The organism is Pseudodesulfovibrio cashew, from assembly GCF_009762795.1.
In the GTDB taxonomy this organism is placed as follows: Bacteria; Desulfobacterota; Desulfovibrionia; order Desulfovibrionales; family Desulfovibrionaceae; genus Pseudodesulfovibrio; species Pseudodesulfovibrio cashew.
The window spans coordinates 1162287-1187047 of record NZ_CP046400.1 but is presented as its reverse complement, the minus strand read 5'-3'; the positions used below and the strand labels follow the sequence as shown (position 1 = coordinate 1187047).

General features: G+C 59.8%; 21 protein-coding genes. 11 read left to right on the top strand and 10 right to left on the bottom strand.

Annotated features, from left to right (window positions below):
• Window positions 1–44: 44 nt before the first annotated feature.
• The 4 genes from GM415_RS05225 to GM415_RS05210 all read right to left on the bottom strand — a co-directional run bounded on the left by GM415_RS05225 (window position 45) and on the right by GM415_RS05210 (window position 3427).
• Entirely contained in the window at window positions 45–518 is a 474-nt protein-coding gene (locus GM415_RS05225) for an EF-hand domain-containing protein (protein WP_158946769.1), read from the bottom strand.
• Window positions 519–715: 197 nt separating this feature from the next.
• A complete protein-coding gene (gene tsaA, locus GM415_RS05220; RefSeq protein WP_158946768.1) occupies window positions 716–1222 on the bottom strand; it encodes a tRNA (N6-threonylcarbamoyladenosine(37)-N6)-methyltransferase TrmO in 507 nt (168 codons plus the stop codon).
• 253 nt (window positions 1223–1475) lie between these two features.
• Window positions 1476–2741, bottom strand: coding sequence for a sensor histidine kinase (locus GM415_RS05215; RefSeq protein WP_158946767.1), 1266 nt, complete (start codon window positions 2739–2741; stop codon window positions 1476–1478).
• Window positions 2738–3427, bottom strand: a complete 690-nt coding sequence (locus tag GM415_RS05210) for a response regulator (protein WP_158946766.1) — start codon at window positions 3425–3427, stop codon at window positions 2738–2740. The genes GM415_RS05215 and GM415_RS05210 overlap by 4 nt, the downstream gene beginning before the upstream one ends.
• Window positions 3428–3592: 165 nt before the next feature.
• Between GM415_RS05210 and GM415_RS05205 the strand changes: the two genes are divergently transcribed.
• The 7 genes from GM415_RS05205 to GM415_RS18040 all read left to right on the top strand — a co-directional run bounded on the left by GM415_RS05205 (window position 3593) and on the right by GM415_RS18040 (window position 8595).
• On the top strand, window positions 3593–3937 hold the full coding sequence (locus GM415_RS05205; RefSeq protein ID WP_158946765.1) for a DUF4405 domain-containing protein: 345 nt from the start codon (window positions 3593–3595) through the stop codon (window positions 3935–3937).
• A gap of 303 nt (window positions 3938–4240) precedes the next feature.
• A complete protein-coding gene (locus GM415_RS18280; protein WP_158946764.1) occupies window positions 4241–5503 on the top strand; it encodes an RHS repeat domain-containing protein in 1263 nt (420 codons plus the stop codon).
• Window positions 5504–5547: 44 nt separating this feature from the next.
• Window positions 5548–6084, top strand: a complete 537-nt coding sequence (locus tag GM415_RS05195; RefSeq protein WP_158946763.1) for a hypothetical protein — start codon at window positions 5548–5550, stop codon at window positions 6082–6084.
• A 42-nt stretch (window positions 6085–6126) separates the two neighbouring features.
• Entirely contained in the window at window positions 6127–6783 is a 657-nt protein-coding gene (locus GM415_RS05190; RefSeq protein ID WP_277872938.1) for an RHS repeat-associated core domain-containing protein, read from the top strand.
• Between the two features lie 319 nt (window positions 6784–7102).
• Window positions 7103–7543, top strand: coding sequence for a hypothetical protein (locus tag GM415_RS05185; protein WP_242012356.1), 441 nt, complete (start codon window positions 7103–7105; stop codon window positions 7541–7543).
• A gap of 53 nt (window positions 7544–7596) precedes the next feature.
• On the top strand, window positions 7597–8133 hold the full coding sequence (locus tag GM415_RS05180; protein ID WP_158946762.1) for a hypothetical protein: 537 nt from the start codon (window positions 7597–7599) through the stop codon (window positions 8131–8133).
• A 21-nt stretch (window positions 8134–8154) separates the two neighbouring features.
• Window positions 8155–8595: an RHS repeat-associated core domain-containing protein gene (locus GM415_RS18040; protein ID WP_242012355.1), complete on the top strand. Its 441-nt coding sequence runs from the start codon at window positions 8155–8157 to the stop codon at window positions 8593–8595.
• A gap of 640 nt (window positions 8596–9235) precedes the next feature.
• Here GM415_RS18040 and hcp read toward each other — a convergent pair.
• Entirely contained in the window at window positions 9236–10843 is a 1608-nt protein-coding gene (gene hcp / locus GM415_RS05170) for a hydroxylamine reductase (protein WP_158946761.1), read from the bottom strand.
• Window positions 10844–11055: 212 nt separating this feature from the next.
• On the opposite strand from hcp, the gene GM415_RS05165 reads away from it, so the two are divergent.
• From GM415_RS05165 to GM415_RS05150, 4 genes are all read left to right on the top strand, one after another.
• Entirely contained in the window at window positions 11056–11676 is a 621-nt protein-coding gene (locus tag GM415_RS05165) for a hypothetical protein (protein WP_158946760.1), read from the top strand.
• Between the two features lie 93 nt (window positions 11677–11769).
• Window positions 11770–15318, top strand: coding sequence for a PAS domain S-box protein (locus GM415_RS05160; protein WP_158946759.1), 3549 nt, complete (start codon window positions 11770–11772; stop codon window positions 15316–15318).
• Between the two features lie 99 nt (window positions 15319–15417).
• Entirely contained in the window at window positions 15418–16587 is a 1170-nt protein-coding gene (ercA, locus tag GM415_RS05155; protein ID WP_158946758.1) for an alcohol dehydrogenase-like regulatory protein ErcA, read from the top strand.
• Window positions 16571–17851 (top strand): PAS domain-containing sensor histidine kinase, encoded by a 1281-nt coding sequence (locus GM415_RS05150; protein ID WP_158946757.1) that lies wholly within the window; start codon window positions 16571–16573, stop codon window positions 17849–17851. The genes ercA and GM415_RS05150 overlap by 17 nt, the downstream gene beginning before the upstream one ends.
• 13 nt (window positions 17852–17864) lie before the next feature.
• Here GM415_RS05150 and GM415_RS05145 read toward each other — a convergent pair whose 3' ends face one another.
• The 5 genes from GM415_RS05145 to GM415_RS05125 form a co-directional block, all read right to left on the bottom strand.
• The gene (locus GM415_RS05145) at window positions 17865–18662 is read right to left on the bottom strand and encodes a VOC family protein (protein ID WP_158946756.1); all 798 of its coding nucleotides are present in this window, start codon (window positions 18660–18662) and stop codon (window positions 17865–17867) included.
• A 339-nt stretch (window positions 18663–19001) separates the two neighbouring features.
• Window positions 19002–22202, bottom strand: a complete 3201-nt coding sequence (locus tag GM415_RS05140; protein WP_158946755.1) for an efflux RND transporter permease subunit — start codon at window positions 22200–22202, stop codon at window positions 19002–19004.
• Window positions 22203–22337: 135 nt separating this feature from the next.
• Window positions 22338–23333 carry an efflux RND transporter periplasmic adaptor subunit gene (locus GM415_RS05135; protein WP_158946754.1) on the bottom strand — a complete coding sequence of 332 codons (996 nt, stop codon included), beginning with the start codon at window positions 23331–23333 and terminating at the stop codon, window positions 22338–22340.
• Window positions 23330–23974, bottom strand: coding sequence for a TetR/AcrR family transcriptional regulator (locus tag GM415_RS05130; protein WP_158946753.1), 645 nt, complete (start codon window positions 23972–23974; stop codon window positions 23330–23332). The genes GM415_RS05135 and GM415_RS05130 overlap by 4 nt, the downstream gene beginning before the upstream one ends.
• Window positions 23975–24103: 129 nt before the next feature.
• Window positions 24104–24700, bottom strand: a complete 597-nt coding sequence (locus GM415_RS05125; protein ID WP_158946752.1) for a TetR/AcrR family transcriptional regulator — start codon at window positions 24698–24700, stop codon at window positions 24104–24106.
• Window positions 24701–24761 lie beyond the last annotated feature (61 nt).

Below are 24761 nucleotides of genomic sequence, written 5' to 3'. Positions count from 1 at the left end.
CTCGGAGCGAATGCCCCTCAATAAGGCTGGACAGTGGAAGGAGATCAGGCGCTCAGGCTCAATCCGGCGGAGGCCTGTTCACCCATACCGCTGAACAGGGTCCCCTGCATCTGGGCGTACCGTTCCGCGCCCAAGGCCTGGTCGCCGGTACCGGAGCCGATCATGTCCGCGAGTTGCTGGAACTCCTCGCTGTCGCCGCTTTGTCGGATGCCGCTGAACATGCCGGATTCCATCTGGGCCTTCATGTCCTCCATCTTGGATTTCATGTCGGCTTCCAGCTCATCCTGGGAAACGAAGCCGTCCTCGTTGGTATCGAGGGCGTCAAAAGCTTCCGCGCTGTCAGTGCCATCCGGGCTTTCGGCCACGGAGAACTCGGCCTGACTGAGCAGGCCGTCGTCATCCGAGTCGAGGGAGTCGACGAAGTTGGACGCCATCTCGGACTCGTCGGGCTTCTGCATCCCGCTCATGCCTTGCATGCCCATCATACCGGCCATGGATCCCATGGAACCGATTTCCATTGGACACCTCCTAGGGTTCGCCCCCGCGCTCTCCGCGTCCGGCAACAGCCGACAGAGCGGTCTCCCTTTCCCCAAAGGCGGACATGCGGAGCGCGCGCAAGGCTCTCCACAAGACAATCGCGTCCAGCGGAAGGCGGGTTACCCAAGACAGGCTTAAGATTTCTTGAAAAAGCTTAACGGGAGGCCAGCAAGGCCCGTTACTCTTCCACGCAGACCGGCTCAGGGTTGGCGAAGCGGCTGTCGCTGCGCTTGGTCGTGGCGTTGCCGGACTTGCCCTCGAACCAGCCCACGCGCTCGGCGGGCCAGACGTCAAAGTCCGGCACGTACGGCTTGATGTCGATGACCGGCGTCCCGTCGAGCACGTCCACGTTGTCGAGCAGCAGGACTCCGTTCTCCACCTCGAGCAGCTTCATGACGGAGAGCCCCAGTGAATTCGGCCGCTTGGGCGAGCGAGTGGCGAAAATTCCGTGGGGGTTCGTGTCCAGGAACGGAGTGACGGTCAGCTCCTGCCCGCAGATTTCATGCAGGTGGTAGAGGACGATGAGGTAGGAAAAGCCGTCGATGTCCTTCAGCCCTTCGCGAAACTCGGGCAGCACCGTCAGGGTACCGTGCACGCCCTTGGCGCCCGAAGGCTGGACGGGCATGCCCGTGACATTTTTGTGCGGAGTATGGAGATAGCCGATGGGCTTGTAGGTGATATTCATGAAACCCTCCCGGGGTTGGTTATGGTTGGGCTTCTAAAAGCACAAACCGTACCAATAAAATTATCTCATAGTTTCAGCATGTTGTATTTTTAGCCTACAAAAACGACCTTTCTTTCGTACAAAAATGTATATGCACACATACGAAAGTGTTCATATGTGTAAGCGTAGATGAAAACAAAGTCCACAGGAAGGCGCAACGCTTTCCGTGTTCGACGCAACGCTGCCGAAAAAATGAGGTCGGCCCCGGACAGGCCTATCCTTCCCGTTCTGTTCCCTGAGGAAGGCTGACGACGACGGAAAACACGCCCCTGTGCCATGACAACGCCATCTCGCCGCCGTGATTATCCACGACCCTCTTGGCGATGGCGAGGCCGAGGCCCGACCCCGGGACGGACTCCGAGGCCGCACCGCGCTGGAACGGCTCTGTCAGGCGCGCCGGGTCCACGGCGGGCTTTTCCGCCTCGTTGGAGACCGTCAGGACCGCCTGATCCTTGTCTCTGTTCAAGGCGACGTCGATGTGGCCGCCCCGAGGCGTGAACTTCAGGGCGTTGCCCAGGAGGTTGTCCACGAGGCAGGCGAGATCCTCCTTCACGCCGACGCCCGGAAGGCTCCGGGGAACTTCGGCGCGTAGGTCGACGTCATTGGCCTTGAAGGAGGCCTGGTGCCGCCGCAGCGCTTCCCCGAGGAGCTCCGCCAGACAGACCGGCGCGGGCGTATTGTCGTTCAGTTCAAGGCGGGAGAGGCGAAGAATCCTGTCTATGAGCGCATCCATGCCCTCCACTTCCTCGCGTATGGAATCGAGAAGCGCGAGCGGCCGGCCCGACACCTGCTCCTCCAGAACCTGTCTGGCCACGTCTATCCGGGTCAGCGGACTGCGCAGCTCGTGCGAGACGTGCGCGGTCATCTCACGCCCGACGTGAACCAGGCTCTGGATGGACTCCGCCATCTCGTTGAAATCCCTGGCCACATCCCCGACCTCGTCTCCGGAGGCAACGTCGGTCCGGTGCGCCAGGTCGCCCGAGGCAAACCGTCGCATGTCCCGCCTCAGCCTACCGAGGGGCCGGGTGACGATGCGCGCCAGCGGAATGGCCAGCAGACCGAGCGTCATGGTCAGGACCAGCAGGATGCCCATGTACTTCGAATGGGTCAGAAAGGAGACGATCCCCCGGGCGTCTCCATGGGGCGCGTCATCGGACATGATCAGCAGGTACGGAACCCCGTCCTGGTTGAAATGGATGGCGTCGGGCGAGGTTTCCGCCCCGGCTGCGTCCGCCTTTACGATCCGGACATTGCTCTTGAAGAGCCTGGAGGCGACCTTCTCCAGGTTGGCGAGCGGGACCTCCCGCGTCAGGTCGTTCCGGAGGCCTATCTTCAACAACTCGATAGCGGCCTTGCGTTCGTCCTCCCGCCGGAATTCATCCGCCTGATGGGAGAGGGCCAGGATCCACATGACCCCGCCGATGACCAGGGCGAGGAACACCCCCTCGGTCACGACGATTTTCCAATAGAGCCGCTTCATGCCGACTTCCCCACAAACTTGTAGCCCGTGCCCCAGACCGTCTTGATCCGGTCTTCGTGTCCGGCATGGTTCCGCAGCAGCGCCCGCAACCGGCTGACGTGCACATCCACGGTCCTATCGGACACGATGGTTTCCACGCCCCACCCCATGTCGAGCAGCGTGTCCCTCGACAGCGGAACGTCGGGATGGCGCATGAGCGACGACAGGACGTTGAATTCCGCAGTGCCCAGGTCATACTCCGATGACTCGACGCGCATGACCTGCCGGGAGAGATCCAGCAGGACTCCGCCCGCTTCCAAGACGTCCTGCCTGGCGGATTTTGGCTCATACCGACGCAGCGCGGCCCGGATGCGGGCCAGGAGCTCCCGCAGGTTGAACGGCTTGGGCAGGTAGTCGTCCGCTCCCATCTCAAGCCCCACGACCCGGTCGGACGGATCACCCTTTGCCGTGAGCATGATCACGGGCACCTTCGACACCCGGCGGATATCCGAAAGCACCTCGAAGCCGTCCCTGCCCGGCATCATGACGTCCAGGATCACGACCGCAGGACGCAATCGACCGACCTGCTCCGCCACATCGGTCCCGTCGGCCAACTCCCTGACTCCGTAGTCGTATCCTGCCAGGTAGTCGCCGATCATCTTTCGCAGCTTGGCGTCGTCGTCGATAATCAGAATAAGATCCCTCATGTGCACCTCTCAAGCGGTCCATACCGATTTTCCGAAACGGACGTTAGCCTTTTCCGGCCCGTTCACACTTTTTCACACTTTACAACGTTATCCCGGAATCGCTCCGGCGCTCCCGTAGTACATGCCCTCCATACAGCCACACCAACAAATCAATGGAGAAGCACCATGACACAACTTAAAAAGAACCGCGCCTTTGTTTCCACGGCCACGGCCTTCACCTTCATCCCGATGATGATCACGAGCCTCCTGCTGCTCTTTCACGTCAGGTTCCCTGGCGTTATGGACATTCACAAGTGGGTTGGCCTCGCCTTCGTCCTGTTGTGCTTTCTGCACATCCCCATCAACTGGTCGGTGCTGCGCAAACACCTGGCAGGCAAGGCCGCGCTGCCCGCCCTCTGCCTCACCGCCCTCCTGACGGCCGGCATGCTGCTCGTGGGACTCACCGGCGACGGCGGCAAGCAGCACTACGCGAAACACAACGGCTATGCGCGCATGAATACGCGATACTAGGCAGCTCTCCGGCTGGCTCAAGCGTCTTGCAGGGCCAGCTCCAACCCGCTACTCTCCCTCCCGCAAATCCAAAGCCCGGACTTCATCCCGGACAGGAAAAGACATGCCCTGGACCAACACGGTTCCGGGGCTTTTTTTCGCCGGATTCAGGCCGCTCTCAAAATCCCGTCAAGAGGAAATGTTATGCCATTTTCGCCCGTTTTCATCCCTCTGACGCCCGTTTTCATCCGGGCCTGAAAACCGGGTGTAGGGTTTTCCCGATTCCCGGGGATGGTCCCGGGGAACGAAACAAGGGAGACTCTCATGAGCTCAACATACTCATTTCAACTCAGGCATGACCGGAACGGATGCATCGTGGAGAAAACCGAAACCGTCGGCGGCAAGACCGTCCGGTGGACCTACGCCTACGACAAACAGGGACGGCTGTTCGAGGCGCATCTGGACAACCGGCTCATCTGCCAGTGCCACTACGACCGGGACGGCAGGCGGCAGCAGGACTATTTCCCCAAGACGCACGGCAGCCAGGTGCGCAACTACCGCTACCGCCTGGACAACCGGCTGCAACAGGCCGGGAACAACGGCTACACCCACGACGAGCAGGGGTTCCGCTCCCTCTGGAACCACGAGGGCAGCTACACCCTGTACGAATACGCCCCGGACTACCGGCTGCTCAAGGCCACCCAGGAGGACGAGGACGTCGTCTTCGAGTTCGCCCATGATGAGAACGGGCAACGCGAGGCGAAGTACCGCAACGGCGAGCTGGTCGAAGCCTACCGATGGCTCGACTTCCTGCGCCTGGCCGGGTTTCACGACGGCGAGGCCGCCTACCGCTTCCTCTATCGCACAGGCGAGCGCACGCCCTACGCCATGGAGCGCGAGGACGGCGCCACGGCCACCCTGCACTACGACCAGGTCGGCTCCCTGCGAGTGGTTGCCGACCAGTCCGGCAATGTGATAAAGGAAGTCCTGTACGACCCCTTCGGCGGCATCATCGAGGACTCGAACCCGGCCCTGCGAATCCCCATCGGCTTTGCCGGAGGCCTGCACGACCGGGACCTCGGCTTCGTCCGCTTCGGCTGGAGAGATTACGACACCTTCACCAGCCGCTGGACCGCCCCGGATCCCATGGGCGACGCGGGCGGCGACCCGGATTGGTATGGGTATTGCCTGGATGATCCGGTGAATGGCGCGGACCCGCTGGGGTTGTTCGTATTCGGCAAACGCCCCTTGGGCTTCCTGCCCGACAGTTGGCATTGGATCGGAACCGACGGATCGACCGCCGACAAGGGCAACTATGAACTGAAGCACGAGCACGGATTCTATGAAGATGGGACAGGCGACAATATCGGTTTGGGGAATGATAAAATGTTAAAAAATGAAGAGATCAGCAAGTATAAACTCGAAGAAACGCACTTTGATGATACTCTTATGCGCGAAGCACAAAGCAGTTTAGATCCCGGCGATTATAAATTATTTAAAATGGGCGGCCAGTCAAACAATTGCCAAGACTACGCAGATAAATTGCGTGAGCGGTACCGATTCCTACGCACTGCAAAGAAATATTAAAAAGATGCGGGGTGGCTCCTCCACCCCGCTTATCAGGATTTTTCATGAGAGCTTTTTTAACACTAATTCTTTGTGCCACACTTGCTAGCGTATATTTTTACAATACCAACTGGTTTCAATCCACGTTTCTCTACAATCGTTTTTATCAACCGATTTATGATGCTCCATTTGACGCAACGAAAAGAGGTGAAAAAGTTTCCATTCCACTCAAGTATACCTACCAGACATGTTATGATTTAGCCCTGACAGTACCAGACAAAAATGTCTTTCATCACAGCATGGTCGGACCCGGCCGATTGGCATACCGCTTTGTTTCCGGGGGAAAACTTCTCGGCAACGGGTTATCATTTCCACCGGACAGGCATCAATTAGGACTTCGCCGCAACACCTCTTTAATCCCTGTTATGCTTTTTGATCTTCCCTTTCCGGGGCAAAGCAGCGAACTTGTTTTGGAGCTTGAGGTTGTTGAACCCTTCGAGTTCCTAGCGCCCTACAAAGACAACATCAAATGCAGAATCACTCCTGATTATGACCCAAAGGTTAACCGATGCATAGGTGAAGCCCTGCGGATTAACCAGTAGGATGAACAGTATCGATAAGATCTATTAAGACATGCAAACTCCATCGGCTTTGCCGGAGGCCTGCACGACCGGGACCTCGGCTTCGTCCGCTTCGGCTGGAGAGATTACGACACTTTCACCAGCCGCTGGACCGCCCCGGATCCCATGGGCGACGCGGGCGGCGACCCGGATTGGTATGGGTATTGCCTGGATGATCCGGTGAATGGCGCGGACCTGCTGGGGTTGTTTGCATGGGTGCCTGTTGCCGGTGCGGCCATTGGTGGAGCGTCCAATGCCTATGACAATTGGGATGATTGGAACAGCGGAGCGATGTCGACAGGCGACTATGCCAAATCCATTGGACTGGGCGCGGCAACTGGAGCAGCAAGTACTTTGGGAGGAGGCTTGGTCTCGACGCTACTGCTGGGCGCAGGTTCTGCGGCTGTAAATGAAGCAGGCAACCAAGTGATAAAAACAGGAGCAGTTAATGATCTCAAGAAGGTTGCTGCGGCAGGAGCAAGCGGTGGTATTGATGCAGGAATCGGCAAACTTGGGAGTAAAGCAGGAAAGAGTTTTGGACGAATCACTCCTCCCAGAACAATCCCTCCAGAACCTCTAAAGGATGCGAGTTCATTAGGAGGGGTAGTAGGCTCTGCAACGGGTACGGAAATTACTGATAGCTTGCTTCAGCAAGCACTTATGAAGAGAAAAGAAAAATGAGCATCGGCCAAATCTTCTACCTGACTGCTTGGATTGTTTGCTTTGTTGGAGGCGCATGCTATCTTCGAGAATGGTATATAAATCGAAACATTGACTTGCACCCTTTCTCTTGGAAAAGATGGTTCAACAGTGACAGTGGATTAAATCCAAAAGAGAAACTCATAAACGGCATCCTTGGTCTGCTTATAAGCGCTGTCGCCGCATTCATTTTCCTGTCGTCACTCAAATAGATCGAAGCCCGAAGTGATACACCTTCGGGCTTTATCCTTCATAGCGTAACGGCGACACCTTCACCAGCCGCTGGACCGCCCCGGACCCCATGGGCGACGCGGGCGGCGACACGGATTGGTATGGGTATTGCCTGGATGATCCGGTGAATGGCGCGGACCCGCTGGGGTTGTTCATTTTCGGCAAACGCCCCTTGGGCTTCCTGCCCGACAGATGGCATTGGATCGGAACCAACGGATCGACCGCCGACAAGGGCAACTATGAACTGAAGCACGAGCACGGATTCTATGAAGATGGGACAGGCGACAATATCGGTTTGGGGAATCATGGCCTAATGAAAGATGAGGACATCACCAACTATAAACTTGATGACACGCACTTTGACGATGAACGTATGCGGCAGGCCCAGAAGAGTCTTGAGCCAGGCACATACAAAGCATGCAAAATGGGAAGCAAGTCGAACAACTGCCAAGATTATGCTGATAGGTTACGCGAGCGATATCGCTTTCTGCGAACAGCGGAAAAAAATTAATCTAGTAATAACGCCCGAAGGGGCATGTGCCCCTTCGGCTAAAAGGCTGCATCATGAAATACCTAAAAATCACCGCGGTACTACTTATAGTTGTCGGCATATACTTCTTTAAATCAGATTGGTTTCAAGCATCCTTTTTTCCTGAATCTTACTACAAAAATACTTGCTTTGTCCCATTTGATGTTACCAAAGAAGGCAACACCATCACTATCCCTTTAAAATACACACACAGCACATGCTATAGCCTAGCCATTTCTGTCACAGACAAGGATATATTCCATGACAATATTGTAGGTCCTGGTACTTTGAAATATCATTTCATTTCCAAAGGACAAATCATAGCAACAGGCAATACATATATGCCAAACAGACGACATCTGCGGCTCATCAATGGAGTTACATCAATAAATATACTCGTCTTCAATCTTCCCTACCGTGGGGCCGGAAAAGATCTTAAATTACAACTTACAGTTCATGAACCATTCAATTTTTTAAGTGCCTACAAAGAAAAAACATTTTGCGAGATTAGCCCTGACTACAACCCCAAAGTAGGCAAGTGCTACAATGACACGTTGATGATCTCAAATTAGCTGGTAATACTTTTGCCCCTCATGCTCCTCTATACCCTCGACTTCATCCTCTTAGTCCAGCGACATTACGACACCTTCACCAGCCGCTGGACCGCCCCGGATCCCATGGGCGACGCGGGCGGCGACCCGGATTGGTATGGGTATTGTCTGGATGATCCGGTGAATGGCGCGGACCCGCTGGGGTTGTTTGACATCACTACGGGGGATGTCGTTTCTACTGGGGTAACTGTCGGGATTGAAGGCCTCAAGCAGGCGGGTAAACTTTCTTCGAGAGTCGCCACAGGATTGGGACTTTTGACAGCTCCAATCGGTGACCTGATCTCTCCCGCGGAAGCCAACAAGGGAGGAGACTTCCTGCTTTGGAAAAAAGAGGCGGCAGCCAAAGGGTGGCTTGACGTATTAGATACAGAAGAGGCAATCCGCGAAAGGGAACGTTACGGGAAAGCATCATATGAAGAATAAGACTCTCTACAAACTTGAAAAGGAATATACACTAGGCAACATTGCCAAAAACACTCTGTTCTATCTTGTGATAGGCATAGCGCTCAGCCTGATTGTCTATGCTTTCACCAATAACACAGAGGTTGGCGCATTCTTTTTCGTAGTCTACCTCGCTTGCCTGCTTGCGAGCACTCTTCGGCAGTTACTGACTTTTTATCAAGTCAAACGGAGATTGCGACAGAAAGACTAAGAGAAATATATATAATCATGCCCGGAGCTTTCTGCTCCGGGCTTTCAACTTATCCGGGACAGGCGCCCGGACAGGTGTCCTCCCTCCTATGCAAGGCAACTATGCAACACGAAACGACATACCCGGTTTTCATATTCAAAGGGCAGAACCTCAGTGTCTTTTTAACACCCAAAGACCTAGCCGATTATGCTGCAAAAAAGGATCGGACATGACTGATTTGTCTAATGCCTCAATGCCACCTTCACCAGCCGCTGGACCGCCCCGGACCCCATGGGCGACGCGGGCGGCGACCCGGATTGGTATGGGTAACGGATAACGAACCGAAGCCGACTCCGAAGCCTGGAAGCGCAAAAAAACGGCCTGTCACGCGAGAGCGCGACAGGCCGGATCGTTTGTTCGTCTTCCGCCGGGTTAGCCGAGGATTTCCTTGAGGTCTTCGTCGGGGGTGGAGATGGGGGCGATATTGTAGTTGTCCACCAGGAAGTTCAGCACGTTGGGGGTGATGAACGCCGGGAGGGAGGGGCCAAGCTTGATGTTCTTGATGCCCAGGGCCAGCAGGGAGAGGAGAATGGCCACGGCCTTCTGCTCGTACCAGGACAGGACCAGGGAGAGCGGCAGCTCGTTGACGCCGCAGTCGAAGGCGTCGGCCAGGGCCAGGGCGATCTGCACGGCGGAGTAGGCGTCGTTGCACTGCCCGATGTCGAGCAGGCGCGGGATGCCGCCGATATCGCCGAGTTTCTTGTCGAAGAAGCGGAACTTGCCGCAGGCGAGGGTCAGGACCACGGTGTCGGCCGGGGTCTTCTCCACGAACTCGGTGTAGTAGTTGCGGCCGGGCTTGGCGCCGTCGCAGCCGCCCACCAGGAAGAAGTGGCGGATGTCGCCGGACTTGACCGCGTCGATGACCGTGCCGGCCACGGACATGACCGCGTTGCGGGCGAAGCCGACCATGACGGTGCTCTTGTCGGTGTCGGCGGGGAAGCCGCCCATGGCCAGGGCCTTTTCGATGACCGGGGTGAAGTCGTCGTTGGAGACGTGCACCGCGCCGGGCCAGCCGACCAGGCCGGTGGTGAAGATGGCGTCCATGTAGGTCGTGGGCTTCTGGATGCAGTTGGTGGTCATCAGGATGGCGCCGGGGAACTCGGCGAATTCCTTCTGCTGGTTCTGCCAGGCCGTGCCGTAGTGGCCCGCCAGGTGTGGGTACTTCTTCAGTTCCGGGTAGGCGTGGCAGGGCAGCATCTCGCCGTGGGTGTAAATGTTGATGCCCTTGCCCTCGGTCTGCTTGAGCAGGGTCTCCAGGTCCTTGAGGTCATGGCCGGAGACGAGGATGGCCTTGCCCTTGGTGGCGCCGAGCTTGACCTCGGTGGGTTCCGGGTGGCCGTAGGCGGAGGTGTTGGCGTCGTCGAGCAGCTCCATGGCGCGGATGTTCTGGCGACCGCATTCGAGGGCGGCTTCCACACACTGCTCCAGGGTCAGGTCCGTGGACAGGGTGGCGGCCATGAGCTCCTGGATCTTGGCGTAGAGGTCGTTGTCCTCCTTGCCGAGGATGGCGGCGTGATCGGCGTAGGCGGCCACGCCCTTGAGGCCGTAGGTCAGGGTCTGCTTGAGGGACTTGAGGTCCTCGTTGAGCTCGGGGTCCTTCTCGATGCCGTATTCCTTGCCCTGGGCGATCATGCCCGCCTTGTCGGCGGCCGGAACCAGCGCGGCGGGACCGGTGAACTCGACGCCGGAGACCTTGGCCTTGAGGGCGTCGCGCTTGGCAACGCAGTCGTTGATCAGGGCCACGAAGCGGTCGTCGTCGAAGTTGACGTTGGTCAGGGTCGAGAAGATGGCCTTCACGGTAAACAGGTTGGCGGCGGGGTCCTCAACGCCCTGCTCGCGGGCGGCCACGGCCACCTGGGAAAGGCCCTTGGAAAGATAGAGCAGCAAATCCTGAAGAGCGGCGGTCTCGTCTTTTTTGCCGCACACGCCGACTTTGGTGCAACCGCCCTTGGCGGTCTGTTCGCATTGGTAACAAAACATGGTTTCACTCCTTGTGTTTTTGACGGAATCAGGCTCGTTGAGTCCTGGTTTAGGAGATTCCCGAGGCCAATAGTATGACTTTGGTCAAAAACGGGGAGAAAAAGCATTATTTTTAAAAAAAACGGCTTCTCCTCCGAGACAGCCTCAAGGGAATCGCCGAAAGCGACGATAGGGAGAGCATCGCCAACAACCCGAACCAGCCAGGAAGAGACATGTTCACCTCCCAGTTCGTCAAATCGTCCGAATTCGCCTCGTTCAAGCCCACGGGCCACGATGATGTGGTCCTGGTGCTGCCCTACATCGACCACGAACTCGCCGTGAAGGTGGAGGAGATCCTCCGGCTCCGGGCCCACCATCCCGGACTGCTGGTTCTGGTGGACGACGACGAGCGCATGGGCTTCATCCGGGTGGCGAATTTCGTGTACAGCCGGACCGAGTCGCCCTTCTTCGGCTACCTGGCCCAGGACGCATACCCCGGCATGTACTGGCTGGAGCAGGGCATGAACGCCATGAAACAAAGCCGTGGCGGGCTGATGGCCTTCAACGAGGGGCGGTTCTTCGGCACCGTGGCCGCCTTCGGCCTGGCGCGTCGCGCCTGGCTGGCCTCCCTGTACAGAAACATGCTGTTCTACCCCGGCTACCATTCCCAGTACGGAGACACCGAGCTGTCGGCCATCGCCTTTGCCCAGGACCGGTTCGTCTTCAATCCCAACGCCCTGCTCATCGAGGTGGACTACGAGAAGCACAACCGGGTGAACAATGCCGAGGACGACCAGCTGTACAAGGCCCGGCTGGCCTCCCGCTTCGGCGGCCTGGCTCCCGCCAGCAACTAGGGAGCCCTCCGCAACACCTTAACGGGATTGCCCTTTATTTAAACGCGCGCTTTTGGTACGGGTGTTCAATCATCAACCCTACCAGGCGGTGCCATGAACCGGTATCAGGACCTCGGCGCAAACGGACGTTTCTGGGCAGCAGTCTTTCTGCTGGTCATTTTCGTTGCCGCCGCCTGTTCCCCGGCGCACGGAGCGCAGGACCACAAGCAGATCCTGCTGCTCAACTCCTACCACCAGGACTTCATCTGGAACGAATCCATTTCGCGCGGCCTGTTCGAGGTCCTGCGTCCCAAGGAAATGGGCATCAACCTCCATGTGGAAAACATGGACACCAAGCGCGTCACCTTCGACAAGCACTACGCCGAACAGCTCCGGGATGTGTACGCCCACAAGTACAGGGACGTGAAGCTGGACCTGATCATGCTTGCGGACAACAACGCCTTCGACTTCATGCGCAGCTATCACGAGGAGCTCTTCCCCGGGGTCCCCGTGGTCTTCTGCGGCATCAACTTCTACCGCCCGGAGATGATCCGCGACCACCCGCTTTTCACCGGCGTGGCCGAGAACGTTGACGCCAAGGGAACCCTGTGGTGGGCGCTGAAGATACACCCCGACACCAAACAGGTTTACGTCATCAACGACCACTCTCCCACAGGCAAGGCCATCACCAGGACCATCAAGGAGCAGTTGCAGGATTTTGCCCCGGGCGTAAGCATCCGCTATTCCGCCAATATCCCGCTGCCCGACCTGTACCGCGAGGTCAAGGGGCTCCCCGAGGACTCCCTGGTCCTGTTCGGCGTCTATCACCGGGACAATCTCGGCCATTTCCACGACGTCGGCGAGGTGGTCAACGCCGTGTCCAAGGCGACTGCCGTGCCGGTCTACGGGCTTGTGGACATCGACCTGGGCCACGGCATCGTGGGGGGCATGCTCTCTTCCGGACACTTCCAGGGGCAGGCCATGGCCCAGATCGCCCTGCACGTCCTGGCCGGGAACAAGCCCAAGGATATCCCGGTGATAACCGAGGGACTGTCACGGCCCATGTTCGACTACCGGGAACTCAAGCGGCACAATATCGACCTGTCGGCGCTGCCGGAAGAGTCGGAAATCATCAACCGCCCGCCGTCCATATACAATCAGGATATGAAATACATATGGATGGGTGTGGCCTTCACCGTCATCCAGATGGTCATCATCCTGGTGCTCATGGCCAACAGGGCCAGGCGCAGGCAGGCGGAAAAGGAACTCCGCAGCGCCCATCAGCTTCTGGAAGAACGGGTCCGCGACCGGACCAGCGAGCTCAAGGAGTCGGAAGAGGCCATGCGCACCATCTTCGACGCCTCGCACGACGCCATCTTCATCCACGGCGTGGGCGGCAATATCCTGGACGCCAACGAGCGCATGCTGGGCATGTACGGCCTGACCCGCAAGGAGCTGTCCGAAATATCCATCGCCAAGGACCTCTCCAGCCGGAACAACGCGGTATACCGCCTCTCCTCCCTGTGGCGGTCCGTGGTCAACGGTGAGCCGCAATATTTCGAATGGAAAGCCAGACGACCGCACGACGGCAGTGAATTCGACGCCGAGATCTATCTCAACCGCATCGTCTACCGGGGCCAGGAGGCAATCCTGGCCAACGTGCGCGACATCACGGTGCGCAAGGAATCGGAAAACCGCATCCGCCAATCCCTCTCCAAGTTCGAGGCCATCCTGGAGAACTCCCTCATGGGCATCGCCATGTCCCGAGGCCGCCGCTTCTCGACCATCAACCGCCGGGGCGCGGAAATCTTCGGCTACTCTCCCGGCGAGCTCATCGGCAACAAGCTGAGCATGATCCTCAGCACGGAAGTGGAGGAGGAGGCCTTTGTACGCCATGCCCGCGACACCCTCTCCAAGCGGGGCGAATTCAACACGGAACAGGCCTTCCGCAACAAGCAGGGAGACAAGATCTGGTGCCGGATGTACGGCAAGGCCGTGGACCCCGGCAGCCTGGGCAAGGGCGTGATCTGGGCCTGGGACGACATCACGGACCACAGGCGCAACCAAGAGGACCTGGTCCGCACCCGCGAGGATGCCGAGGCGGCCAACAGGGCCAAATCCGAATTCCTGGCAGCCATGAGTCATGAGATTCGCACCCCCATGAACGCCATCGTGGGCATGACCGACATCCTGCTCCAGACCGACCTGAACAGCGACCAGCGCGACTATCTGCGGACCGTCATGGACTCGGCCCAGCATCTGCTCTCGATCATCAACGACATCCTCGACCTGTCCAAGATCGAAGCCCGCAAGCTGGTTCTGGACAGGACGGATTTCGACCTGCCCTTCCACGTGCGGACGACCATCAAGGGGCTGGAGGTCCAGGGACGGCAAAAGGACCTGGACATGGTCCTGGAGATCGACAAAGGCCTGCACACCTGCGTCAAGGGCGACCCGCTCTCCCTCAGGCAGGTGCTCATGAACCTGGTGGGCAACGCCATCAAGTTCACCCACAGGGGAACCATCGCCATCAGGGTCAAGCCCGCCCCGGACGCCCCTTCCCGCGATCCCGAGGACCCGAGGACCATCGGTATCCTCTTCGAGGTGGAGGACACGGGCATCGGCATCCCCGAAGAGTTCATGGACTCCATTTTCCAATCCTTTTCCCAGACCACGCGGGCCTTTGGCGGCACCGGCCTGGGGCTGGCCATCTGCAAGCAGCTCATCGCGCTCATGGGCGGCGACATCAACGTCACGTCCAAGGTGGGCCGGGGGTCGGTCTTTTCCTTCGTCGTCCGGTTCGAACCGGGCTTCTCCTGCCCGCTTCCGGTTGCACCGCGGGCCGCCGTACCCGAGGCGCCCACGCGGCCCATCCACCTCCTGGTGGCCGAGGACAACGACGTGAACGTGATGGTCACCACCCTGCGGCTGGAGGAGATGGGCTATTCCTACTCCGTGGCCGCCAACGGCCTTGAGGTCCTTGATCTGCTCAAGCGGGAACGGTTCGACCTGGTGCTCATGGATATTGAAATGCCTGTTCTGGACGGCATCTCCACCACCAAGGCGATCCGCCTGGCCAACCCCGGCCATCCCATCCCGAACCCGTCCATACCGATCGTCGGCGTGACCGCCCACGCCCTCAAGGAGTTCCGGGAAAAATCCATTGACGCGGGGATGAACGACTACGTCTCCAAGCCGGTGGATTTCAATGAGCTTGCCCTGATCATCAACCGCCTGGTGGGAGCCACGCCGGAGCACGCAGCCCCTGTCCAGCCGGCAGTCCCAAGATCCGCCCCCGCCGGTTCCATCCGCCCCGAACCGCCGCCGGAAGGCGAAGAGCTGCCGGTCTGGTCCCCGGACAAGGCCATGCAGGACCTGGGCGCGGATGAGTCGCTGTTCGCGGATTTCACGGCCACGGCACGGACGGAACTGGCCCTGATCATGACGGAAATAGGTCAGGCTCTCGACGCAGGGGACCCGATGTCCGCCGCCAAACTCGCCCGCACCGCCAAGTCCATATGCTCGGCCGTGGGAGCCCACGCCGCGGCTCTCACCGCCGCCGATCTGGAATCGGCCTGCAGGGAGAAGAAAGGAACTGAAATTTACCGTACCAGATTGGGCGAGGAGGTGGAGGAGTTGCTGATCATGATGCGCTCACTCTGATTTCGTTATAGATTTCTCCAGTGCTCTTCCCTGATTTCACGGTTTACGCTATATATACCGCAAATGTTTCTTTGCGGATCACGCCGCCAAGGAGGGAGTATGGTTCGAACCGACATCTCGGAATTGAGAAAATTCGTGGCTCCGGAATTCGTCTTCGGTGCCGGAGCGGCTACGCTTACCGGCCAGTTCGCAGCCAACCTGTCCGTAAAGAAATGCCTGGTGGTTTCCTGCCCCGACCTGGCACGGATCGGCACTCCGGGCGACGCCATGGACTCCCTGGCGCGGGCCGGGGTGGACAGCGTCCTGTATACCCATGTGACGCCCAATCCGCGCGACATAGAGGTCATGGAAGGCGCCGACGTGTACCGGCGGGAGGGATGTGACGCCATTGTGGCCGTAGGCGGCGGCAGTTCCATGGACTGCGCCAAGGCCATCGGCATCGTCTGCACGAACAACCAGCACGTGCTCGACTTCGAAGGCGTGGACAAGGTCCGCTATCCCGCGCCGCCCCTGATCTGCATACCCACCACTGCGGGAACCGGCGCGGATGTTTCCCAGTTCTGCATCATCAACGCCACCGAGCGGAAGGTGAAGATCGCCATCGTATCCAAGACCATGGTCCCGGACGTGGCGCTCATCGATCCCCTGCTGACCATGACCATGGACCGTGACCTGACGGCCCACACCGGCCTCGACGCTCTGACCCACGCCACCGAGGCCTTCGTCTCCAACGCCAGCTCCGCGTTCACAGACCTCAACGCCCTGGAGGCCGTGCGTCTGGTGCACGCCCACCTGCTCACGGCCATCAACGAGCCGGACAACCTGGACGCCCGCGTCGGCATGATGCTCGCCTCCACTTATGCAGGACTCGCCTTTTCCAACGCCATCCTGGGCGCAGTGCACGCCATGGCCCATAGCCTCGGCGGCCTGCTCGACCTGCCCCATGGCCTGTGCAACGCCATTCTGCTGGACCACGTGGTGGACTACAATTTCGACGCGGCACCGGAAAAATACCGGCAACTCGGCAACGCCCTGGGCGGGAGCATCCCCGCTTCCGCCTCCCTGGAAGAGATCAAATCCGGAACACTGGAGGCCTTCCGGCAGCTGAAGCGCGCTGCGGGCGTCCGGGACAACCTGCATGAGCTCGGAGTGACTTCGGCCGACCTTTCCAAACTGGCTGACTGCGCCCTGGCGGACGCCTGCATGCTGACCAATCCGAAACAGCCCACCAAGGACGAGGTGATGGGTATTTATGAAAAAGCGTGCTGAACCGCCTACAGACGTCCTGGCCCGTGAACGCGAAAAGCTCATCGGGCTGGGCGAGCGATCCATAAGCAAGAGCTATTATCCTGAACTCAAGAGTCGCCTGGACGAGCTTGAACACTTTCGCTCGCTGCTTGACCGGGTGTCGGACGCCATTATCGTCGTCGACACGGCTACCGGGACCATTCTCGACGCCTCCGGCTCCACTGAGAACATGCTGGGGTGTCGGCCCAAATCCCTTCAGGGCACCCCGTTCAGGGAACTGCTGCCCGAGCACATCGCCCGGTACTCCACCAACCTGTTCAACTCCCGCAGCAACAACCTGAGCCTGGAGACCGAATTCCTGTGTCCCCACTGCCGGCGGGACGAACCGGTCCCGGTGGAGATGTCCCTCCGCATCGTCGACCAGCAGGGCAAAAGCCACGCCGTGATCGTGGCTCGCGATATTTCCGAGCGGAAGCGGAGCGAGGAGGCACTTCGCAAAAGCCATGACGAACTGGAGATTCGCGTCCGGGAACGCACGCGCGAGCTGGCCAGGGCCAACCGGGCCAAGACCGAGTTCCTGTCCGTGGTCTCCCATGAACTGCGCACCCCGCTGACCTCGGTTCTCGGCTTCGCCAAGATCATCCGCAAGAAGCTCCTTGAGGCCATCTATCCTGCGGTGAACCAGGAAAGCGACCCCAAGCTGCCCAAGGAGATGGAGCGGATCAGCAAGAACCTCGACATCATCGTCAGCGAGGGGGAACGGCTCACGGCGCTGATCAACGATGTCCTCGACCTGGCAAAGATGGAGGCCAACAAGGTCGAGTACCGCATGGAGGCCATCAGCCCCAACGATTTCATTCAGCGCTCGCTGGAGGCCTCGGACGCCCTGTTCATGGATACGGACCTGACCCTGATAACGGACATCCAGCCGAACCTGCCCGACGTCATGGCCGACCCGGACCGGCTGATACAGGTCATGGTCAACCTTCTGTCCAACGCCGTGAAGTTCACCGAACACGGCACCGTCTCGGTCCGCGCCCGGCAGGTGGGCGAGCACATCCGCATTTCCGTCACCGACACCGGCACGGGCATCCCGGACGAGATGCGCACCACCATCTTCGATAAGTTCACCCAGGCGCAGGACAGCCTGACCGACCGTCCCCGGGGCACAGGGCTGGGACTGTCCATCTCCCGGAACATCATCGAAGGCCACCAGGGCCATATCTGGGTTGAATCCACACCCGGCGAAGGCAGCAAGTTCGTCTTCACCCTGCCCACATTATAGCGGGCATCCCGACTTACTCTCCCTTTCTTCCGGCCAGCAGCACGTCCGCCAGCTCACGCACCGCGCCATGACCTCCTGCGGCCTCGGTCACGTAGTCGGCCAGAGCCAGGATGGACGGATGGGCGTCGGCAGGGGCGACTTTGAACCCGCACAGGCCCATGGCGTCCGCGTCGTTCACGTCGTTGCCCATGTACAGGACTTCGGCCAGGGAAACGCCATACTCGGAGGCAAGGCCGATGATGGCGGACCCCTTGTCGGACACTGACCCGGCCGCGGGTATACCGATCTTGGCCGCCCGCGATTTGACCACGGGGTTCGTCTCGGTGGAGAGGATACACTGGGAAATGCCGAGCTTCCGGATCATGCCCACGCCGAGGCCGTCGGAGCGGTTGGCGGAGACCGACTCCACGCCGTCCTCACGCACATGGACCAGGTTGTCGGTCATGACGCCGTCGAAATCGTAAACCACCAGCTTGACCGCGTCCGCTCCCGGCAGCCCCCGCTGGGAGAGCATGATCAGTTCGCCGTCCGGGCCCACATAGAGGGGCGTGCCGTCCAGGAGATTCTCTCCGCGCCCGCCGCCGTGCTCCACGATGGCGTCCACGGCGGCATCCACGTCCGGCACCTCCACTGTGTGCACGATGCACCCCCCGGTGGGACCGTCAGGCACCTCCAGAAGGCGCAGGGATTGCCCGTAGGGGCCGATAAGCAACGTTTCCCAGGTCAGGGTGAAGCCGAGGCTCCGTTCGTAGAACTGAGCGGATTTTTCGATGTCCCGGACCAGCAGGGTCACGGTGGGATGCACGGCCATGGAAACTCCTTGGTTGACGGATGGTGGCCCACGATAGCCTGCCCGGCGGAGTGGCGCAACCGAGGGGCAGCGGAAGCTCGCGCACTCGCCCAACAACAAGGCAGGAGCCTTCATTGCCGGCTCCCGCCTTCATTTTGAAATACATCGCCAACCCCATAAAATCGAATCAGCGGTTGAAGCCGCCTCTCGGCGGCGACAGTCTGGTGATTTCGCCTCCGGCGGGCAAGGGGGTGAGCCCCTTGCATCCCCTTTTTCGCACCGTTGGTGCGGGATAAGTGTGCAACCGGCTTTTTTCGTCCTTCAGAACTTTACTGCTGCCGTCTTTCTTCTCTGAAACGGTTACATCCCGCCGTCGCTTTGGCTCAGACCGCGCTTCTTGGCCCGCTTCAAGGCCTTGCGCTCCTTGCGCCGCGTCAACAGGTCCCATTCTATGGGCATGATGAACAGGGTCAGAGCCGTGGCCACGCACAGGCCGGTGACGAAGGTGGTCGCCATGGTGCCCCAGACCAGCGAATAGTAGGGAATGCCCATGGCCATGGGCAGCAGTCCCAGCGTGGTGGTCAGGGTGGTCAGCAGGATGGGCCGCAGCCGGATGCGGACCGCCTCGCGGATGGCGTCCCGCCGCTTGTATCCGGCACTGTAGAGGCGGTTGATGAAGTCGAGCAGCACCAGGGAGTCGTTGACCACGACCCCGGCCACACCCACGGTAGCCACAAAGCTGTTCACCGTAAACAGGGAACGGGTCAGGAAGGTGCCGAAGATGACCCCGATGAGGGCAAAGGCCACCGCCGAGAGGATGACCACCGGCTGGACATAGGACTGAAACTGGCAGGCCAGGATGGTGTACATGATCAGCAGCGCGATGCAGAACGCGTACATGAGCGAGGTGAACGACCGCCCCGTGGACTCGAATTCCCCGGAGAAGTTCAGGGTCGCACCCGGATACTTGGCCTGGATGGTCTTGTAGTAGGCGCTCACGTCGTGCACCACGGTCGGTGCGGTGATGGGCGCGCCGGGACGGATGTTGGCGGTCAGGGTGACGGCCCGCTGTCCCTGAAAACGGTTGAGCTGACCAGGCTCGCGGTAGGTAGACACCTCGACCAGATCGCCCACGCGGACCGGCCCCTCGTTGTCTTCCAGCACCGGGATGTCCAGGGCGTCCTCGGGCTCCCGCAGGAAATGCTTGTCGATCTTCATGCGCAGGTCCACGTCTTCGTCCGCGGCCCGGAACTCTCCCACCAGACGGCCGTCAAGCAGCCCTCCGGCCAGGGAAACGACCTGGGCCGGAGTCAGCCCGTATTCCGAAACGAGATCGGGCAGCGGGCTGAACCGGAACACGCGGTTGTCCATGCCCGTGTCGCTGCCGAAGTCGATAAGGAGGGGCGCGATGTCCTTGTTCTGCTGTATCCAGGAGTAGATGTCGTTCTTGAGGCCACGCACAGCCTCCTGGTCCGGGCCGAGTACACGGATATTCACGTCCTTGCCCGCGGGAGGACCACCCTTCTCCGCCCAGACGCGCAGGGACCAGCCGCCCTCGGTCAAGGGCTTGAGCCGCTCGCGCACGGTGTCCAGCAACAACTGTGGGTCGTTTTCCGGGTTGTCGATGAAATGCTGGTCCTCCCGCGCCGGAATCTCCACGGTGACGATGGCCCGGTTGGTTCCGAACACGGTCTCGTAGTCGTCGTTGATGTCCATGCCGGCCAGGGCGGAGCAGGACTTGGTCGTGCCCGGACCGAAGCCCAGAATCAGCTTGGAGATCGCCTTGATCTTGTCGGAGGAGGTGTAGACGTCCGTGCCCACGGGCCCTTCCGCCGAGACGTAGAAGAGGTTGTATTCGTCAGGGAAGAACTTGATGCGCAGCAGGGGCATGACGCCGGTGACCGAGACGCCGAAGATGGCCAGGGCCGCAACAAAGGCCACCACGATGGTCAGCAGGGATTTCCACTTGTGCCGCAGGAAGACCTGCAGCACCGCGTCGGTGACCCGCCTGAGAAAGATCACGAACGCAGGATCGGATACGTGTTTGGTGCCTGCCTTTGCCTCGGATTCGAGCTTTTCCGCGCCGGGCCAGTCCAAGAAGTGCGACGGCAGGATGAGCAGGCATTCGATGAGCGAAGCGAGGATGGCGAAAGAGACGGCCTTGGGCACCTGGGCGAAGAATTCCCCGGTGGACCCGGACATGATCAGCATGGGCAGGAAGGCGGCCACGGTGGTTGAAGTGGCAGCCATGACGGGCAGAAAGACCTCGCTGGTGCCCTGGATCACCGCCTCGCGGAGCGGTCTGCCTTCCTGCACATGGCGATAGACGTTCTCCACCACCACGATGGCGTCGTCAACGATGATGCCCGAAACCAAAACAAAGGAGAACAGTGTGATCTCGTTCAGGGAGCTGTTGGTCAACCACATGATGATCATGGTCACCAAAAAGGAGAACGGCACGCCCACGGTGGTCAGCATGGCGTTCCGGAAGCCCATTACCAGCCAGATGCAGCCGCAGACCAGGAAAATACCGACCAGCAGGTTGGAGCCCAGGGTGTTGATGTTCTCGTTGATGTAGACCCGCTGGTCCTGGGTCAGGACCGCTTTGACGCCCTCCTTGTCGAGCAGCGGCTTGAACGAGGCCACGACCTTCTCCACCTCGGCCCCGATGTCCAGGGCGTTCCCCTCGGGCGTCTTGATGATCTTGACCGAAACCGAGTCCACGCCGTTCACGGATGATACCACGAACGGGTCGCGGTAGCCCATGCCCGCGTGGCTGAGTACGTTGCCCACCGTGACGAAGGAGCCGTCCAGGTCGCGCCGGATCACTGTGGAGGCGATTTCGTCCCGGGATCGGAACTTCTCGTCGACCACAATGACGTATTCACCGGAATCACTGAGAAAATCGCCAGCCGGGACCGAAACGTTGGCCCCTTGCAGGGTCTCGGCCACCTGGTTGAAGGTCACGCCCAGGCGCATCATCTTGCGCGGGTCCAGTGCGACGTGAAATTCCCGCTCGAATTCGCCTTTGATCTGGACCTCTTTTACTCCCGCGATCCGCTGGAGCGGGATCTTCATCTCCTCGGCCATGAGCGTGAGCGCGCGGTTGGAGCGCTCGCCCACCAGGTTCACGGAGATGGCAGGGAGCCACTCGGCCATGGAAATGACCGTGAATGAGGGGGGATCCATATCTTCGGGCAGGTCATTCTGGATAGACAACACCCTGAAGCGCAATTCGTCATACAGCTTGTCGTAATCGGTATCGTCCAGGAACTTGACCAATACGGAGGAGCGTTGGCGGAATGAACGGGAGCGGATGAACTCCACGTTCTCCAGATCTTCCAGGGCGTCCTCGATCTTGCGCGTGACCAGGGTCTCGACCTCGTCCGGGCTGGCGCCGGGCAGGAAGCCGCTGATGATCACCTTGCCCATGCGCACGTCAGGATAGCGCTCCACGGACAGATCGAAAACGCAAAAGACCCCGACGACCATGAGCAGGACGAACATGAGGTTGACGAAAACTTTCTGCTTCAGCGTCAACGCGACGAGATTTTGTATCATGAAACTGCCTCCGCCCCTCTTGTCACCGTGCCGGGCGACCGGGTCCCGCCGCCAGCCTGGTCCGGCTCAAAGCGGACCGCTGCCAAACGCCATGCTCATCTGTTGAAAGCCCGGCCCGTAGGGCGGGCAAAGCCTTTACGGCTTGACCATAAACCTGTCGCCCGCGTGGACTTCCGGCGAGGAAACACGCCGCAGGTTGTTCCTGCCGCTGCCCAACAGCATGACGCGGACCCGCTCGCCTTCGGGCGTCATGAGAAAGTACTCTTCATACGCCTTGACCAACGCGGTCGCGGGGACCAGCACCGCACCGCCAGGATCAGGCAGCTCCAGGACAAGCTCGGTGCGCAGGCCGCCCCGGAATTCGAAGTCGCCCTGGCTTATCTGGAGATCGACATTGATTTTACGGCTCTGCGGGTCGAAGCCCGGGGAAACGCGCTCAATTCTCGCCTGGACCGGGATGTTCAGATCGGTCAACCGCAGGGTAATGTTCTCTCCCTGCTCCTTGAGCGCGCGAAACTCGGCCCCGGTCAGGGCATAGGGTACCAGGAGCGCCTCGTAGTTGCCCAACTCGGCCACCTTTTCCCCCTTGGTCACCCACTCGCCGGGTTCGATGTACCGGGTGACGACCTTCCATCCCGCAGGCCCGATCAGGGAAAACCGCTTCATCCGCTCCATGAGCACGCGCTCCTCGATCTGCTTGCCGCGCAGTTGCTGGAGCGCACCCTGATGCGCCCGGACGTTGGAGTCCAGCGTGGACTGGGCCGCGTTCTTGGATTTGACCAGCTGCTTGTAGCGGTTCATCTCCTTGCGGTAGTATTCGAAATCGGATTTGAGCCGTTCCTGCTCCGCCCGGTTCTCCCGCAGATCGAGGCGGATGAAGGTGGTGTCCAGCTGGGCGAACAGCCCGTCCTGGCCCAGGGTGTCGCCCACGTCGGCCATGACCTTTTCCACGCGTCCCGACTCCTCGGCCACCAGTGTCATGGAGCTCCGGGCACGGGTGAATCCGGTGAGCGTGGCGCGGCGGGCGGCGGCCTCGGCCTCGAAGGTCTCCTGCGACTGAGCCCGGACCGATGCCGGGAGCAGCCAGACGGACAGGACCAGCGCCAGGGTCAACAGACTGACATGTTTCATGATGCGTCGCCTCTTTCAGCGGTTGTATCCTCCGCTCGCGCCGAACGGAGGGTAAATTCCAGAATACGGTCGATCAGTTCTTCATGGTTTCCGGCTTGCGCCATGACCCCGAAGCGGCCGGTGTTGATCAGGTTGGCCAGCCCGTGCACCCCGGACCAGAAGGCGAAGGCCGCGGCCTCCGGGTCGACGTCGCCGAAACGTCCGGTGTCCAGGCAATCCTGCACGGACTCGCGGAACAGCCGGTAGGAAAGCAGCGAGTTCACGGCCAGATCCCCGTCCAACTCCACCTCGGCGCAGTCGGTGGAGAACATGAGGTGATAATAATCCGGCTCGCGCCGGGCGAATTCAAGGTAGCCCCGCCCGCTCTGCCGCAGCCGTTCAAGCGGGTCCGAGTGGGAGCCACTCCGTTCCCGCTGTCCGGCCACGAAACGCCGGAACCCTTCATCGCGCAGGACCGAGAGTATCTCGCGTTTGCTGCGGAAATACCGGTAGATCGCCGCCGGACTATACTCAATGGCCGTGGCGATCCGCCGCATGGACACGTTTTCGAACCCTTCCTTGACGAAGAGCCGCTTGGCCGCGTCCAGAATGCGCCGCCGCATGGTCTCGCGATCCTGCCGGAGCTTCCGTTCCCGGTTCATGCTCAAGCCGTTATCAATAAGTTTCCGCGTTGTAAACGCCGTTCACAGGCTGTTGCAACACTGTCATATCGGATGGCCACGGACCTGACTTGACCCGTGGCCTGATTTTTTGAGCGAGAAAGAAGAGGGCTAGGCGCGAATACAGTCGAAGATCAGGTCGATCTGGGGCTCGATGAAGTCCCAAACGTCCTTGGCCACGATTTTTTCCCTGCGCATGCCGATGGTGACCACACCGGTCAGGTAGATGGAGGTCAGTGCGCGCACCACCAGTTGCGCATCAGTGTTCTTTTCAAACCGACCCTCGCGTATCCCGCGCTCCAGCAGCGAGGCCAGCTCGATGGAGACATGCCAGATTACCTGGTCCAGCCTTTCCGACCAGGGCGATTTGCCCTGAATGGCTTCAGACAAGAACAATTTGGTGCGATTGGGTTTCGCTTCGATAAAGGACAGTCGAGTTCTGAAAATGAATTTGACCGCGTCCCGAGGGCTCGCATCGGGCATATTGGCCAGGTACTCGTCGGTCAGTCGCTCAATTTCATAGGACTGGGCGTCCAGGGCCAGTTCCTCCTTACTCCCGAATTCCGACTTGATGTCTTCGATGCTGACACCTGCGGCCTCGGCAATATGCGAGTACTCGGTGCCTTCAACACCCCGCTCATCGAAGCAATCCGCCGCCGCCTTAATCACTCTGGTACGCATGTCCGCCGACATTGTGTTGTTTCCCATGCCTCCCCCCTTTGGTCGACATCATGTGGCCGGGAGATGCAATCCCACCGACCCTGGACTT

Bases quoted from the DNA above. Each gene is read 5' to 3' on its own strand.
- GM415_RS05225 (WP_158946769.1), bottom strand. From the start codon at position 518: ATGGAAATCGGTTCCATGGGATCCATGGCCGGTATGATGGGCATGCAA.
- tsaA (WP_158946768.1), bottom strand. From the start codon at position 1,222: ATGAATATCACCTACAAGCCCATCGGCTATCTCCATACTCCGCACAAA.
- GM415_RS05215 (WP_158946767.1), bottom strand. From the start codon at position 2,741: ATGAAGCGGCTCTATTGGAAAATCGTCGTGACCGAGGGGGTGTTCCTC.
- GM415_RS05210 (WP_158946766.1), bottom strand. From the start codon at position 3,427: ATGAGGGATCTTATTCTGATTATCGACGACGACGCCAAGCTGCGAAAG.
- GM415_RS05205 (WP_158946765.1), top strand. From the start codon at position 3,593: ATGACACAACTTAAAAAGAACCGCGCCTTTGTTTCCACGGCCACGGCC.
- GM415_RS18280 (WP_158946764.1), top strand. From the start codon at position 4,241: ATGAGCTCAACATACTCATTTCAACTCAGGCATGACCGGAACGGATGC.
- GM415_RS05195 (WP_158946763.1), top strand. From the start codon at position 5,548: ATGAGAGCTTTTTTAACACTAATTCTTTGTGCCACACTTGCTAGCGTA.
- GM415_RS05185 (WP_242012356.1), top strand. From the start codon at position 7,103: ATGGGCGACGCGGGCGGCGACACGGATTGGTATGGGTATTGCCTGGAT.
- GM415_RS05180 (WP_158946762.1), top strand. From the start codon at position 7,597: ATGAAATACCTAAAAATCACCGCGGTACTACTTATAGTTGTCGGCATA.
- GM415_RS18040 (WP_242012355.1), top strand. From the start codon at position 8,155: ATGCTCCTCTATACCCTCGACTTCATCCTCTTAGTCCAGCGACATTAC.
- hcp (WP_158946761.1), bottom strand. From the start codon at position 10,843: ATGTTTTGTTACCAATGCGAACAGACCGCCAAGGGCGGTTGCACCAAA.
- GM415_RS05165 (WP_158946760.1), top strand. From the start codon at position 11,056: ATGTTCACCTCCCAGTTCGTCAAATCGTCCGAATTCGCCTCGTTCAAG.
- GM415_RS05160 (WP_158946759.1), top strand. From the start codon at position 11,770: ATGAACCGGTATCAGGACCTCGGCGCAAACGGACGTTTCTGGGCAGCA.
- ercA (WP_158946758.1), top strand. From the start codon at position 15,418: ATGGTTCGAACCGACATCTCGGAATTGAGAAAATTCGTGGCTCCGGAA.
- GM415_RS05150 (WP_158946757.1), top strand. From the start codon at position 16,571: ATGAAAAAGCGTGCTGAACCGCCTACAGACGTCCTGGCCCGTGAACGC.
- GM415_RS05145 (WP_158946756.1), bottom strand. From the start codon at position 18,662: ATGGCCGTGCATCCCACCGTGACCCTGCTGGTCCGGGACATCGAAAAA.
- GM415_RS05140 (WP_158946755.1), bottom strand. From the start codon at position 22,202: ATGATACAAAATCTCGTCGCGTTGACGCTGAAGCAGAAAGTTTTCGTC.
- GM415_RS05135 (WP_158946754.1), bottom strand. From the start codon at position 23,333: ATGAAACATGTCAGTCTGTTGACCCTGGCGCTGGTCCTGTCCGTCTGG.
- GM415_RS05130 (WP_158946753.1), bottom strand. From the start codon at position 23,974: ATGAACCGGGAACGGAAGCTCCGGCAGGATCGCGAGACCATGCGGCGG.
- GM415_RS05125 (WP_158946752.1), bottom strand. From the start codon at position 24,700: ATGGGAAACAACACAATGTCGGCGGACATGCGTACCAGAGTGATTAAG.